We start from the raw sequence: 15,272 nt of genomic DNA, 5'->3' as shown, positions 1-15,272 counted from the left end.
CCTTTTTTATACTTTAGTAGAAAATAATTTACCTAGGAGGTACGTACATGAAAATTGGTTTTATAGGTTTGGGGAACATGGGTTTACCGATGGCTAAAAATTTATTGAAGGCAGGTTTTGATGTAGTCGGCTTAAATAGAAGTAAGGAAGCGGAAAAAAGATTTCTTGAAGTTGGAGGGAAGATTAGTAGTTCTATCAGCATATTAGCTAAAGAAATGGATGTGGTTATTACGTGCTTACCGCTCCCAACTGATGTAAGAGATGTTTACTTAAACGAAGGAGGACTACTTTTACATGGGCATGAAGATTTAGTTGTTATAGACTGTAGTACGGTAAGTCCTTCCTTAAATCGAGAGTTGTATGGGGAATTATTGAAAAGAGGGATCCACTATTTAGACGCTCCTGTGAGTGGGGGGACTTCAGGGGCTAAAGCTGGAACGTTAAGTATAATGGTGGGGGGAGACGAAAATATTTTTCAGAAGGTAAAAACAGTCTTTGAAGGCATGGGGAAAAAGGTAAACTATATTGGGAGTAGTGGAAGTGGTTCCTTAGTTAAACTGATTAACCAATTAATGGTGGCACTTCATACTCAGGCAGTTAGTGAGGCCCTCGCTTTAGCAAAGCGGAATGGCCTAGACATGCAGCAAACAGTAGATGTATTAAGTGCAAGCCTTGCACAAAGTAGTGTTTTACAGCGACACTTTAATGATTTTATCGCTAAAGAAGAGTACACACCTGGTTTCGCCCTTAACCTTTTAAGTAAAGATTTAGGATTAGTATCAGAACTAGCTTCAGAGAGTAAAGTACAAATTCCTTTGGGTAGCCGCATAAACAACTTAGTAAAAAGAGCTTGTCAGATGGATTTAAAAAATAAAGATATGTCTGCCATGATGGAATACCAGCTACAACAGGACGAGAAAGGGAGAAGTGCGTCACCTGTTAAAACCTTTGCTGTTTTTTTACCGATGAAAGATGTTGAGAAGAGCCAAGTTTATCGTTCAGAACATCTTAAATTTTTGGATAAAAGAAGGAATGAAGGGGTACTACATGCAAACGGTAGGTTTGTCGATGGTGCAGGAGGACTCGTAATTTATTACGGTCATTCACAAAAGGAAGTAGAAGAATTGGTAAAGCAAGATCCATATATTATTAATGGAGCCCGTGATTATGAAATTCATGAATGGGACATGGTTCCCGGATTATAAAAACGTTAACTGGAAGTGCATTAATTTGAGGGTGATTCAAAAGGTATTGTACCTTTTGAATCACCCTTTACTTATAATCTTTCCACGGAAACATATTTCTTGCGGAATAAATAATTAAATTTACCCTTTTATATAATTCGTCCAATCCTACTTAAGGTCAATTATTGACATGTACTAAATAAGGTATTTGATCGTTTGGGAAATAGAGATTGAGCTAAAGTTCTTTGTGAATAAGCTGAATTTAACAAACAAGACATCTTTTGATATCAGGTAAATTTTGTGCAAGGAGCAAAACCTGTCTGTTGAATGCAGTTTTATAAACAGTAAAAATAAACTCATAGGTAAGCGTTTTCAAAGTGGTCGTAACGAAAGCGAGAATTGATTAATGGTAAGTTAATTTATCAATTAAAGGTCTGGAGGGGATCCGAAATTGAAAATACAAAGTATTGAAACTTATTCCACTAAAGAAATATCTATTGTTCGTGTAGTAACGGATAACGGGGAGGAAGGATATGGCCAAATTGCTCCCTATCATGCAAATATTTCATCGCTTGTCCTCCATCAACAAATAGCTCAACATGTTCTTGGACAGGATCCAATGGATATTGACGGAATTGTAGATAGGTGTATAGAAGCAGAGCATAAATTTCCAGGTTCCTATATTTGTAGAGCTGTTGGAGGAGTGGACACAGCTTTATGGGATCTGAAAGGAAAACTAGAGGGAAAGAGTGTTTGTGAACTCTTAGGTGGTGAAATCAGACCAATCCAAGCTTATGGTTCAAGTATGAGGAGGGATATAACTCCTCAAGATGAAGCAGACCGTCTTAAATTATTGAAGCAAAAGGATGGATACCGCGCTTTCAAGATTAGAATAGGGAATAACTTCGGAAAGAATGTTGATGTTTGGCCTGGAAGAACAGAAGAAATTGTCCCAACAGTACGACAGGCCATTGGAGAAGACATTGCATTATTAGTGGATGCTAACAGTGGATATACCCCTGATAGAGCTATTGAAGTTGGTAAAATGCTCGAACAATATAACGTAGGACATTTCGAGGAGCCTTGCCCCTATCCAGAAATTGAATGGACTGCAGAAGTTACTAGGGCATTAACAATTCCTGTAGCTGGGGGGGAACAGGATAATTGTTTAGCGCAGTGGAGACGGCTAATTGACTTAAAGGCAGTTGATATAGTTCAACCGGATGTTTGTTACCTTGGAGGACTCTCTAGAACATTGCGTGTGGCTAAAATGGCGGCAGAGGCTGGTCTTCCATGTACTCCTCACGCTGCAAATTTATCAATGGTAACCGTCTTCACATTACATCTGTTAGGGGCATTGAAAAATGCTGGACCGTATTTGGAGTTTAGTATTGAAAAAACTCCGTGGACGGAAAATCTATTCTATCCTGTACTAGAAGTGAAGGACGGTATGGTGGAAATCCCCAAAAAGCCTGGTTGGGGAGTAGGAATTAATGAAGACTGGTTGAAAAAAGCAGATTACAAGATTTCACAGCTTAATTAAAGGAGTGATACTATGCCAGAAATGGAATTATCCCCCAAAAAACAAGTTCCCTTAAAAATGAATCAATCTAGGCTCAAAAGATTATGGGGGCGTATAGTACAACATAAGTTTTTTTACTTATTGATGCTTCCCGGAATCCTATATTTTCTTGTCTTTCGTTATGCTCCAATGTGGGGTCTCTTAATTGCCTTCCAAGACTATAACCCCTTTCAGGGGATTTGGGGAAGTCCTTGGGTAGGTTTTAAACATTTTATCGATCTATTTACTTTTGATTATTTTTATACATTGTTACGAAATACTCTGGTTATTAATTTTTTAAGCTTGATTTTATATTTTCCTGTTCCAATTATATTAGCGATTATGCTCAATGAAATTCGTCATGAAGTATTTAAACGTGTTAACCAATCGATTGTATATTTACCCCATTTCTTATCTTGGGTAGTTGTAGTTGGTTTAACCTTTTTTATGCTATCTACTGATATTGGTGCTATTAACAAAATTTTGGGAAGCATGTTTGATTTTAGAATTTCATTCTTAACTAGTGATAAATGGTTTTGGGTCATTATCACATTTCAAAGTATTTGGAAAGATGCTGGTTGGGGAACAATTATATTTTTAGCTGCAATTGCCAGTGTAAATCCTAGCTTATACGAGGCTGCTGTTGTAGATGGGGCAAGTCGTATGAGACAAATTTGGCATATTACCTTACCAGCTATTCGTCATGTTATAATCATCCTTCTCATTTTACGCTTAGGAAGCATGATGGATGTTGGATTTGAGCAAATATTATTAATGCTAAACCCTCTAGTTATGAACGTGGGGGATGTATTTGATACTTACGCTTTTACTCAAGGGATCTTAAGGGGAGATACAAGTATTGGTGTTGCAGTAGGTATGTTTAAAGGTATTGTAGGGCTTATTCTAGTATTAGGAGCGAACTGGCTTTCCAAAAAATTCGGTAATGAAGGAATATTTTAAATACTAATTGAATCAACAATTATTTTTAAAAGTTTTAAGACTACTAGTACTAGTATAAAGGAGGTTTTGTATGTGAGCTTTGTATTATCCAAACGTATGACAATTGGGGACTATTTTATATACGGATCGATAGTATTATTCTCGTTTATTTGTTTAGCTCCCTTTCTATATGTCGTAAGTGTTTCACTTACAGATCCTGAGGTGTATGTTCCATTTCAATTCAGGATAATTCCAGAACAATTTTCTCTAGCATCCTATGCCTATTTATTATCGACGAATAGTTTTTTAAATTCATTAAAAAATACAGCCTATATCACTATAGTAGGAACAATATTTAATATTATAGTAACTTTTACAATGGCTTATGGGTTAACGAAGAAAACACTACCTGGGCGAACGTTTATCCTTTATGCTGTTGTATTTACCTTAGTATTTAATGCGGGTATTGTACCTAATTATATTCTCGTTCAGGGATTAGGATTAATTAATTCCCACTGGGCGTTGATTTTAATAAACTTAACCAATGCATGGAGCTTAATCGTGGTCAAAAGCTTTATGGACTCTATTCCTATAGAGTTGGAGGAGGCAGCCAGAATCGATGGTTGTAACGATATTGGTGTATTTTTAAGGATCATTATTCCATTGTCTATGCCTGCTATAGCAGCTTTCACCTTGTTTTTTGCTGTCGCTCACTGGAACACTTATTTTAACGCCATGATTTACTTAACAGATTCTTCTAAGTGGACATTACAAGTCTTAATTAAAACCCTTGTTATTGACTCAGGGTCAGATGCAGTTGCACAGGCTGGATCTTCAGGTGAACAAGCAGCATTACCACAGGAAACGATTAGAATGGCATCAATTGTATTGGCTATGTTACCAATATTAGTTATTTATCCATTCCTGCAAAAATACTTCGCAAAAGGGGTGATGTTAGGTTCTGTTAAAGGGTAAGCAGGGGGGCTTTTATAATCATAGAAAGGAGTTTCGTTAGTTGTTTTTTGGAAGCAAAAATGAATGAAAGTGGTAAAATGATTCCAACACTCTAAATGTCTTACACATCAAAAGGACAAAATCTAGATGGTTAGGAAAATTTGATTTTTTTTCTTTTAATTTTTGTAAAATATACAATAGGGGGAATTAAATCTATGAATAAGTTACTTGGTTTAATATTAGCCGTTGTATTAATATTTGGAATGTTGGTAGCTTGCAGTGATGAAACGGATGGAACTGCGGATGGGGGGGACACTGACACGCCTTCCAATAATACCGAGAGTGACAGTGATAATGAAATAGTTAATGAAGAACCTCTTGAAATTAGCATGATTCTACCTTTGTTCGAAGAAGTTCCAGATATGAATAACGAATACTGGACAGAGTTCCAAGAACGCACAAATACGAAATTAAATATTGAATGGGTACCGTCAGGGGATTTTAATACAAAGTTTGATCTTGTATTATCATCTGGTGCTCTACCGGATGTTTTATGGGCTCCTAATATTAACAGTCCGAGTTTATTAAGGGCAATTAATAATGGTGCGTTCTGGGAAATAGGACAGTTTTTAGGTGATTTTAGTAATTATCCTAATTTAAAGGAAAATGCTTCTCCTAATGCATGGAGAATGATGAATATGAACGGAGAGATTTATGGTATTGGTCGTAATCGCCCAAGTATTGACCAAGGGATAAAAATCCGAAAAGATTGGTTAGACAATTTAGGGCTACCTGTACCTACTACACTAGAAGAATACGCTGATGCTTTAGAGGCGATGGTAAAACAGGATCCTAATGGAACAGGAAGAAACGATACTATCGGTTATGTCCACTCCTATGGTGGAACAGGTATTCATGATGCTTTTGCGGTCGGCTTTGGTGCCTTTGATCCTGCCTTTGACGAAGATGGCGGTTTAATTCACTTTAACATGCATCCTGCCTATGTGGAAACAGTAGGATATTTTGCAGATCTATATGCTCGGGGTATTTTGCCACAGGAATTTGCAAGTATTAGTAGAACACAAACACAGGAGTTATTTGAATCTGGGCAAGCAGCTTCTTATATTCGAAATATTTGGCGAGCATGGATGTTTGAAGAATCTATTAAACGTCACACACCTGAAGCAGAGGTAATTGTTATTGAGTTAGAAGGACCGGCTGGCCCTGCAGTGATGTTAGAATCAGGAGTTTTTGGTGCCCTTATGTTGTCACATGAGTTGTCGGAAGAAAAAGTACTTCGTATTTTAGATTACTTTGAACAAACAAATTCACATGAATTTTTCCATGATATCTTCTATGGATATGAAGGGATTCATCATGAGCTTGATGATAATGGCTACCCAGTAATGACTGAATTAGGAGAAGTACAAATTGGGTCATCGGTTCAGCAACCATTACCATTGACGTATAATGATTGGTGGAAAATTGTTGATAAAAATGCACCTGAAGAATACAATGAGCGCATGCTAGCAGATACAGAACACTATGCAGAAATAGGCAAAGTAAATCCATTTTCATATCTTCGTTCAGAAACTTGGGTAGATGCATGGCCAAGATATCAAAATGAATGGGAAACTAGAGTTGTAGAAGCTATCGTTGGGAATATTACCATGGATGAATTTGAAGAATATATTGAGAACCTAAGAAATCTTCCTCAGTTTAAAGAATCTTTCCAAGAATTTGCTGAAGCTTATGAAGCGTTCTGGGAATAAATGAGAGTTGTAATATATTAAACAATCAAAGCTATATGATATGCCTGATCCCTATTCTAATCCAATAGGGATTTTCTTTAAATTTACAATTTGATATTTTTTATACTTTCTTTGAGGGGCGATGAGCCAATTTATTCTATTCTTTTATGGAGGGAATATATTTTTATTAATATAAAGGATATTAAAAGTAAAAAGCGAATAAACTAAACAGGCTTAGAAAATTCTGAATTATCAAACTCTATTCCTGGATAATATTATGAAAAGTGGTGATTTATGAAGATGGCAGACTGGCTAAAGGGAGTTTTCAAAACTTTTAATTTTATAACTGGGAATCAAAGAAAATACTTTCATCGGCTCATTTGGCTGGGGTGTATATCTGCATGTATTCCTGTTCTTCTAATTGGCGGTTTATATTATTATTGGCTAATAAATTCATTAACACAGCAAATTGAAAGTGAAACACAATCAGCTTTGGGTTTATTTAAAGAAAGGTCCGAATCTATTTTACAGACAATAGAAATGGAGTCTAATAAAATTGGTACAAGTTCTCTCATTACAGAATCATTTACTTCCCCTGACTTTGCTAATGATTTATTTTATCATTTAGAAATCTTAGATACACTAAAGGTTGCTACTTTGGAAAATAGATTTGTTGCTGAAGTTTATTATTTTAACAATAGGAACAATATAATTTTGTCTAATGAATATGGATATATTCCTTATCAATCATTTAAGTATCAAAAAGATATTGATGAAATATTAAAAACAAATCAAAATGTTGCTTGGTTAAATTTACCTGAGTCAAGTAAAGACGGGTATATTTCATTTATCAGGAAGCTCCCTAATTTAAATGCAGGAACTCCTTTGGGTATCCTTGTATTTCAAGTGAAAAAGGATTTGTTATTAGAGTATTTTCCAACAGAAAGATATCAATTTTCGTTTATTATTGATCCACAAGAAAGACTGATCTTACAAGATATAGACTATACAAAAGATCTTTACACTTATAATGATAACGCTTTAAATCTAGTGTTTAACAGTAACGCAAGTTCAGGAATGTTCTATGAAAAAAATGTAGATGGAACTAATACCTTATATGCATACAATCAATCAGCCTCTTTCGGTCGTATTTATTTATCCATTGTTCCAAATGATGTTATTACAGATCAACTTAGTTGGTTTCGTAGTATGATTTTTTATTCTGTTTTAGGATTTTTATGTATAGGTATATTACTCACCATTTATAATATGCGTCGTGCTTACAACCCCATTAAAGAAATAATGGATTATACTATGTCCATAAGTAAAAATAAAAACAAAAAATCCGATAGTATAATTGATATTAATATGATTATTGATAATTTAAAAAATTTAAATCAAGAAAAAGAAATGTTAGGTAAGTACATTAAAAAAATGAATCTTAGTTTACGGGAATTGTTTTTTCAACAACTAATTGAAGGGGACCATATTTTAAATAATAATTTTTATAGTCAATGTAAGGAATATAATATTCCTTTAGAAAGTAATTATGTTGCAATGGTAATTAATATGACCAACTATAATGACATAAATAGCTTCGAGGATAAGGATAAACCGATTATTTTCTTTTCAGTGAAAAATATTATATTAGAGATAATAGCAAATAATAAATATATTGAAGGAGTAGAAATAGTTAGCATTAAAAATAATCTTGTTACTGTATTTAGTTTTCCAAGTGAGAGAAATTCGGATGATATAATTAAAAATTTAAAGAAACTCTCCTTAAACATTTCTGAGTCAGTAGAAAAATATTTATCTTTAAATATCTCAATAGGAATTGGGAATGTTTACAGTAATGTAATTGACGTAACGACTTCTTATAATCAAGCGCTTACTGCTAATAAATACCGTATTTACCAAGAGAAAGATACAAGTATTATTTTGTATATTGATGATGTGGAACAATCTAAAAAGAGCGGTATGTTTTTTTATCCTAGAGAACTTGAAAAGAAGCTTCTAGAATCGTTAAAAGTAGGAGATATAAAACAAGCAGAGCGTAACCTTTTTGAATTTTCTAAAGCCACCTCATTATATAAGTCATATAACCAAATATATCAATGTTTTCACCTATTGCTTTCCTCAATTATTATGACTCTCGAAAAACAAGGTAATTGTATTAACGATATATTTGAACTAGATTTATTTGGCCAATTAAAGGAAATTCACACTATAGATGAAATTAATGAGTGGTTTATTAACAATTTGTTCCCTTTATATAAAACGTTGACCGAAGAGAAAGAAAAATTACCAGGGAAAAACGCGGTTAAACAAGTTTGCCATTTTATAAATGATAATATAGCTCAAGACATTACATTAACTCAATGTGCTGAATTAGTAAATTTAACACCTTCTTATTTAAGCAGACTTTTCAAAAAAGAGGTAGGAGTTAATTTTAGAGAATATGTTTTAATAAGGAAGGTAGAAGAGGCGAAAAATTTGTGTATTGAAACAGATGCTCGTATAAGTGAAATTGCTAAAGCCGTTGGATACTCGGAGCGAAACTTAACTAGGTTGTTTCACAAGTATGCAGATATGACACTAAGCCAATATAGAAATATGCATCGATAATGACATCACAAAGACAGTTTTTGTCATCCCCACTATGTTTAATAGTGGGGCTTTTTTTAAAGCTTATTAAATTAATCGTTGACTTATATGAAATAAAGACAAATATTGATGTGCAGGGAAACGAACGACATGACAAGTAGTGTCTATACTGTGTCCTTTAGGAAGAATATATAATGTTATGTACACACGTGATAAAAATAGGGTATTAACATATATTTCTTATTTTTTATTGAGAATTATATTTGAACCTAAGAGAGGGAGATGAAAATGAAACTTTTGTTTGATCATAATGACCAGATAATTAACTTTGGAGTAAAGCACTTGAAAAGTGCTTTAAATGAAAGGGGAATTCACTTTATTGAACAGTATGAACAGTATACACAAAAGTTACTCCCAACGGAAGGAATTATTGTCAAAAGAATAAATAAGGAAAATGAGTTTTCCGAAATGTATAAGGAAGAAGAATTTCGAATCTATAAAAATAATAAAGTAATCATTATAGAAGGGGCTGATTCAAAGGGTGTAATGTACGGGTGTCTTGAGTGGACAGAAAGAATAAGGTGTGGAAAACACTTAAGACAAGGAGAGGAAATTCGTCAAAAGCCTGCCCTTGGTATGCGTGGTGTAAAGTTTAATTTGCCATATGCACCTTTTGAACAAGGAGATCCATTCCTTGAAAATGAGAAAACTTGTTTAAGCATAGACTTTTGGTATACATATATAGATATGTTAGCAGAGAACCGATATAACTGCTTAAGCCTTTGGTCAGAGCATCCATTTCATCTAATGGTAGTTTCAAATAAATTTCGAGAGGCTAATCCCTTTACTAATGAGCAAATAAGGCAGAACATTGATTTTTTTCGAAACCTGATCAAATATGCAAAAAATCGAGGAATAGATGTTTATTTATTTACTTGGAATATTAGACTTTTACCTGAAGTTGCTAAAGGACTAGGCTTTCCTGAATCAGTAGGAGATCATGGGAACATGTATGATCAATTAATTCATCGTGTCGGTATTACTTTAAATCGTTTTCGTGGGAAGGATGAAATTATTAAAGATTACTTTAGGGAAATGGTTTTACAAGTTTTACTAACATATCCAGAGTTAAAGGGACTTGGCACATCGGCTAGTGAATGGATGGATGGAACGGGCTATGAAAGGGAAGTGTGGATTGTTGATACGTACGTGGAAGCAATCAAAGAATCTGGTCGAACAGTTCCATTTATACATCGTACAAATATGCAAAATGCAGGTAAAGAAATAAAGGATCTAATCCAACCCAAATTTGATCCAGAAGATTTTTATATAAGTTGGAAATATTCGAATGCCCACTGTTATTCTCATCCCCAGCCTCAATTTGAAAAGTACTGGAACGCATGGGAAGGTGTTGATTTAGACAAAACTCAAATTCTCTTTACGGTTAGAAATGATGATGTTTTCACTCACCGTTGGGGTGATCCGGATTATGTTCGTTCGTATGTTAAAGGAATGTTGAAGCATTATGTAAAAGGATTCTATTGGGGCGCAGACGGATATTTATGGGGAAGAGATTTTCAGCATGTAGACTATGGACATAAAACATGGAAGTATGATTTTGAAAAGCATTTATTTCAATTTCAGCTATGGGGTCGCCTTTCTTACAACCCTAATATGGACGATGTATGGGAGCATCTACTTGAAACTACTTATGGGAAAAAAAACGCTGGTGATTTCCTAGATGGATTACGATATGCTTCTCGAATAATTCCTGCCGTTAACAGGCTGTTCTGGATTGATTATGATTTCCAATGGAATCCAGAAAGTTGCTTATCCCAAGTTACGGGATTTAAAACAATTCTTGATTTTGTTGAGGCGAAGCCTATGCCTGAGGTAGGAGTTATGAGTATCAAAGCATTTACTATGGCAGAACACAAAAATAAGTTAGAGCTAGAAATGCAGAATTATCAGGAGAATCCATTAGACATTATTCAAATTTTAAAAGAATCTACAAATAAAGTTGAAGCAATAATAAAAAAACTTGAAAATAGCTTAGGAGATGAAAGGGGAAGTCATTCCTCCTGTACGTTACTTGATTTATATTCATGGGTTGAATTAGGAAGATATTACAAATGTAAATTCCATGCAGCATTAGAATTAAATCGTTTCGATTTAAATTCTAATGAAGAACATCGGAATCGTGCCGTATTATTATTGGAAAAAGCATACCACCATTGGGAACGCCTTGGGCATTATTGGAGTCAACATAATAAGCCATATTTTATGGCTAGAGTCAAAATGAATTTTGGTTATCCTTTCTATTTAGAAGATGTAAAAGATGATATAGAAAAGGCAAAGTTTTTTGGTAATAAAAGAGAAGTAATTAATTATGAAGATAAATATAGTATTAGAGGAGAATAAATTGGATGAATAGAAAAGGAGGTACTCTCTTGTTAGATAACTCTGAAAGGGAAGTATTCTTATTAATAGGAAGGAAATGAATATGCCAAACGGAATGATGGGATCACTATACCGTGGTTCAGAATGGATAATGCGTATAGCCTATGTAAATTTTTTATGGTTGGCATTTACATTGTTTGGTCTAATAGTACTCGGAGTTATACCAGCCACTGTTGCCACATTAGCTGTCATAAGAAAATGGTTCATGGGTGAAACAGATATACCTATTTTAAAAACATTTTTAACTGTTTATAAGGATGGATTTATTAAAGTTAATATATTAGGTCTTTTACTAGGTATCGCAATTTTTATTGTATATGTAGATTTCTTATTTTTAAATACTTTAGACGGCATGTTTCGAATTGTTATGAATATAGCTTTAATTACGATTGTTTTTTTACTTTTTATAATTATTGTATATATTTTCCCTGTGTATGTTCATTATCGGTTAAAACTACTCGATTATATTAAACACGCCTTAATTATTGGAATATTAAATCCTTTACCAACCCTACTTATGATTATTGGTCTCTTAGTTTTATACCAAGTGTTTGTATACGTACCTGGATTAATTCTATTTTTTGGAGTAAGTTTGATTTGCATTACTTTGATGGGGCCAGCTTATATAAGTTTCCGAAAGGTGGAAATAAAAAAGTGGGGCGTTGAGGTTAACAAAGCAGAAGAGAGTCATTAAGTATGATCCATATTTTAATAATAAAATAAAGAGGCTGGGACAAAAGTATTTTTACTAATAAGAAATCCGAACAAACTAGATGTAGGTACAATCTTCCCGCTTCGGAAATATACTTCCCTAAGGTAGTGTATTGTTCGTATTTCCGATTAAACACTTTAGTTATGTCCCAGTCTCCTTCTTAAAAACAACAAATAAAAATGAGCAACTAATACAAATGATGATTAGGTTACTTTTTCTTTTGATTTTTTTGCAAAGTGCCCATATAACCAATCAACTGCATTAGTGTTATTTGCATTTTGCTTAAATAGTTTATTACGTAATAAGATGGTAATCTTATCTTCCGCATGAAGCGTATCTCCCCATGTTCTTGCGTTACGTTGAACTTGAGCCGTACGGGTAGTTCGCTCTTGTTGATATTCTAAAAAGGCTTTTTCAATATCCGTATCGTGCTCCGATAGTTTTTCTGTTAGGCAAACGACATCTTCTAATGCTTGGCAGGCACCTTGTGCAAGGTACTGCAGCATGGGATGAGCAGCATCGCCAAGTAGTGTGAATCGTCCTGAGGTCCAATTTTCGATTGGCTCGCGATCGTACATTGGCCAACGCCGTTGTCTATGGACATATTTAATGGCGTTTTGTACTTTAGTACAGCATTTATTAAAGTGTTCATCTAATTCTTCTGGTGTGCCCCATTCATCGGAGTTCTCTTTATAATGGAAGCTTTTGAAAACGGCAACTTGATTGTATAGTTCCCCTCTGCGAATTGGATATTGAACAAGGTGAAGATTTGGAGCAATCCACATGATTACGTCATCCATTCCAATATCTTCACTGATCTCAGAAATAGGGATAGCTCCTCGGTACGCAACATACTCAGAGCAAATTGGTTTATCATCGGCAACGAGTTTTCGTGTGTTCGACCAGAGTCCATCTGCTCCAATCACAGCTTCTGCGATGTATTCTGTATTATCTCCACAGCTAACTTTGATTTCCTTGTTATTTATATGGTCTACTGCTTGAACCTGTTTGTTTGTGAGTAGTTGAATATTTTTATGATTTCGACATGCGTTCAATAAGACCATGTGCAGGTCGGAGCGGTGCATAACGATATAAGGGTATTGAAATTTTTCCCGAAAGGATTCCCCTAGATCAAGGGTTGTTAATTCCTTGCCGTCATAGGCATCTTTTATAACTAATCTTTTTGGGAAAACTGCATGTTCGTAAATAGTTTCAAGAACACTAAGCTGGTCTAATACTGCTAAGGCATTGGGTGCTAATTGTAGTCCTGCACCAAGTTCGGTAAATTCAGGTGCCTGTTCTAAAACGTGGACTGATTTTCCGTTGTTTGCAAGGCCGAGGGCAGTGGCAAGGCCACCGATCCCGCCACCAACAACTAGAAAAGGACATTTTGTATGCTCAGCCATTTTTTCACCTCATTTTAAAAAATTTCTGTAACGTGTTCGTGTGTTTCATTAAGGTAGAAGAGGTTCAAATTCACTTTTAACTTCTTGATATCCGTCGTTCTTATCGTATACTTCTTCCCGTTGTAAGTTTTGTCGTTCCATAATTGGTAAGTCGCTGACAGAGAAGAGGTCGGAATCTTCAAGGGCTACGTGCTCATGCAATGCCCAGTTTGGTACTACGAAGAAATCTCCTTTGGACCAATTAAATTTCACTCCGTCAATTACGGTGTAGCCGGAGCCTTTATGCACTTGATAGATTACTGCATTTGTATGACGGTGGGCTTTGGAGTGGAAGCCTGAAGGAAGCCTTTGCATCCAAGCAGCCATATTGTAATTGGCTGTTTGCCCGTTGGACGGATTAATAAACTCCACTGCATAACCATCAAATGGATCAGGGTCATATTGACTAAGTCCTTTTAAGGCAGCATCTGTTTGATTCCATTTATAAGAAGAAAGTGGTGCAATACTACTTTTTCGGTCACTAATTGGTCTAACCATTCCTCCTTGATAACGATTCATCTTATAATTATCAGGAATTTCCGGCTGCTGGAGATTATCTGGGTAACCTTCAAAGAAAGTACCACCAGTGCTATAGACAAACGGTATATCTAAGCAGTCCATCCATATCATTGGTTCATCCCCATCATGACGGTGACCATGCCACAGGCCGCCGGGGGTAATTAAATAGTCCCCTTCATCCATGTAAATTCTTTCCCCGTCAACAATTGTATAAGCACCTTTTCCTTCCATAATAAACCGCATGGCACTTTGGGTATGGCGGTGAGACGGAGCAGTTTCACCTGGTAAAATAAGTTGAACAGCTGCATAAAGCGTTTGAGTTGTAGAGGCCCATCCCCAAGGCTGTCTCTGGAGTAATCCTGGATTTTGAAAATAAATAGCTCTTCTTTCTCCACCACGCTCAGGAGTAAAGATTTCCCTTGCTTCCATAAGTTTTCGGTAAATAGTATCCCATTTCCATAAGTAAGCTTGTGCTTGGGGAGTAGGTTGTTTATGCATTAAATCAGGTATTGCATTCCACAGTGGACCAAGGTGAAATTTCTCTATTTCCTTATTAAAATCCTGTACCATTTGACTTTCAAAGAATGAATTTTTTTCAGCCATTTGTTGTTCCTCCCTTTAAATAATGGATAACAATTCGAATGAAACTATTTAGTGGTAACGGTGTGTGAATTAAATTGTTCGATGTTACGGTTGATTTGAGCAATATGCTTATCTTGATGCTCCACCATAAAATGGTCTAATAAAAAGGACAATGGACGTGTACCGAACTTAGGGTTCTTATGTGTTGCTTCGATTAATAAGTCCCTATCATTTAAAGATAGAAGAGTAGAGCGAATAGTAGATTTTAATCGCTGTAATTTGTTTAGCACTTCTGAAACAGCTACTGTATCCGTGTTTTCAACAGCAGCCAGTCTTTCGTAATGATCTAAGCCCCTTCCGTATTTAGTTTCCGGATTTTTTACGGTTCTTTCTAGTTCGTGTAACCAGAAACGATGTGCCTCTTCTACATGACAAAGGACATCCACGATAGACCACTTATTTTCCGCGGGTTTCCAACGTAGGGTTTCCTCTGTTTGATTTTTTCCTAGATCAATAATGGTGGATAAACGGTTGTTAATCTCGGCTACGTAATTTTTT

General features: G+C 35.2%; 11 protein-coding genes. 8 read left to right on the top strand and 3 right to left on the bottom strand.

From position 1 onward, the window contains the following. Positions 1 to 47: 47 nt before the first annotated feature. The 8 genes from J2S74_RS03325 (at position 48) to J2S74_RS03290 (ending at position 12,150) form a co-directional block, all read left to right on the top strand. Positions 48 to 1,205 carry an NAD(P)-binding domain-containing protein gene (locus tag J2S74_RS03325; protein WP_307321790.1) on the top strand — a complete coding sequence of 386 codons (1,158 nt, stop codon included), beginning with the start codon at positions 48 to 50 and terminating at the stop codon, positions 1,203 to 1,205. Positions 1,206 to 1,635: 430 nt separating this feature from the next. Further along, on the top strand, positions 1,636 to 2,727 hold the full coding sequence (locus J2S74_RS03320; RefSeq protein ID WP_307321788.1) for a mandelate racemase/muconate lactonizing enzyme family protein: 1,092 nt from the start codon (positions 1,636 to 1,638) through the stop codon (positions 2,725 to 2,727). A 21-nt stretch (positions 2,728 to 2,748) separates the two neighbouring features. Beyond that, positions 2,749 to 3,705 carry an ABC transporter permease gene (locus tag J2S74_RS03315; RefSeq protein ID WP_370875953.1) on the top strand — a complete coding sequence of 319 codons (957 nt, stop codon included), beginning with the start codon at positions 2,749 to 2,751 and terminating at the stop codon, positions 3,703 to 3,705. A 72-nt stretch (positions 3,706 to 3,777) separates the two neighbouring features. Then, positions 3,778 to 4,659 carry a carbohydrate ABC transporter permease gene (locus J2S74_RS03310; RefSeq protein ID WP_307321782.1) on the top strand — a complete coding sequence of 294 codons (882 nt, stop codon included), beginning with the start codon at positions 3,778 to 3,780 and terminating at the stop codon, positions 4,657 to 4,659. A 194-nt stretch (positions 4,660 to 4,853) separates the two neighbouring features. Then, a complete protein-coding gene (locus J2S74_RS03305; RefSeq protein ID WP_307321779.1) occupies positions 4,854 to 6,410 on the top strand; it encodes an extracellular solute-binding protein in 1,557 nt (518 codons plus the stop codon). Positions 6,411 to 6,683: 273 nt separating this feature from the next. Next, entirely contained in the window at positions 6,684 to 9,017 is a 2,334-nt protein-coding gene (locus tag J2S74_RS03300; protein WP_307321777.1) for a helix-turn-helix domain-containing protein, read from the top strand. Positions 9,018 to 9,284: 267 nt separating this feature from the next. Next, positions 9,285 to 11,417, top strand: a complete 2,133-nt coding sequence (locus J2S74_RS03295) for a hypothetical protein (protein ID WP_307321774.1) — start codon at positions 9,285 to 9,287, stop codon at positions 11,415 to 11,417. Between the two features lie 82 nt (positions 11,418 to 11,499). Continuing rightward, the gene (locus J2S74_RS03290) at positions 11,500 to 12,150 is read left to right on the top strand and encodes a YesL family protein (protein WP_307321771.1); all 651 of its coding nucleotides are present in this window, start codon (positions 11,500 to 11,502) and stop codon (positions 12,148 to 12,150) included. Positions 12,151 to 12,371: 221 nt separating this feature from the next. On the opposite strand, the gene J2S74_RS03285 is transcribed toward J2S74_RS03290, so the two are convergent. The 3 genes from J2S74_RS03285 to J2S74_RS03275 are packed head-to-tail and all read right to left on the bottom strand — an operon-like array spanning position 12,372 to position 15,253. Next, a complete protein-coding gene (locus J2S74_RS03285) occupies positions 12,372 to 13,574 on the bottom strand; it encodes an FAD-dependent monooxygenase (protein WP_307321769.1) in 1,203 nt (400 codons plus the stop codon). 48 nt (positions 13,575 to 13,622) lie between these two features. Continuing rightward, positions 13,623 to 14,735 carry a cupin domain-containing protein gene (locus J2S74_RS03280; RefSeq protein WP_307321766.1) on the bottom strand — a complete coding sequence of 371 codons (1,113 nt, stop codon included), beginning with the start codon at positions 14,733 to 14,735 and terminating at the stop codon, positions 13,623 to 13,625. Between the two features lie 44 nt (positions 14,736 to 14,779). After that, positions 14,780 to 15,253, bottom strand: a complete 474-nt coding sequence (locus J2S74_RS03275; RefSeq protein ID WP_307322297.1) for a DinB family protein — start codon at positions 15,251 to 15,253, stop codon at positions 14,780 to 14,782. Positions 15,254 to 15,272: the final 19 nt, after the last annotated feature.

This window comes from Evansella vedderi (assembly GCF_030813435.1).
In the GTDB taxonomy this organism is placed as follows: domain Bacteria; phylum Bacillota; class Bacilli; order Bacillales; family Salisediminibacteriaceae; genus Evansella; species Evansella vedderi.
The sequence above is the reverse complement of the archived record's forward strand: the minus strand, read 5'-3'. Positions and strand labels throughout refer to the sequence as shown.

Excerpts from the sequence above, each read along its gene's own strand:
- J2S74_RS03285 (WP_307321769.1), bottom strand. The coding sequence starts at position 13,574 with ATGGCTGAGCATACAAAATGTCCTTTTCTAGTTGTTGGTGGCGGGATC.
- J2S74_RS03315 (WP_370875953.1), top strand. The coding sequence starts at position 2,749 with ATGGAATTATCCCCCAAAAAACAAGTTCCCTTAAAAATGAATCAATCT.
- J2S74_RS03305 (WP_307321779.1), top strand. The coding sequence starts at position 4,854 with ATGAATAAGTTACTTGGTTTAATATTAGCCGTTGTATTAATATTTGGA.
- J2S74_RS03295 (WP_307321774.1), top strand. The coding sequence starts at position 9,285 with ATGAAACTTTTGTTTGATCATAATGACCAGATAATTAACTTTGGAGTA.
- J2S74_RS03325 (WP_307321790.1), top strand. The coding sequence starts at position 48 with ATGAAAATTGGTTTTATAGGTTTGGGGAACATGGGTTTACCGATGGCT.
- J2S74_RS03280 (WP_307321766.1), bottom strand. The coding sequence starts at position 14,735 with ATGGCTGAAAAAAATTCATTCTTTGAAAGTCAAATGGTACAGGATTTT.
- J2S74_RS03290 (WP_307321771.1), top strand. The coding sequence starts at position 11,500 with ATGCCAAACGGAATGATGGGATCACTATACCGTGGTTCAGAATGGATA.
- J2S74_RS03300 (WP_307321777.1), top strand. The coding sequence starts at position 6,684 with ATGAAGATGGCAGACTGGCTAAAGGGAGTTTTCAAAACTTTTAATTTT.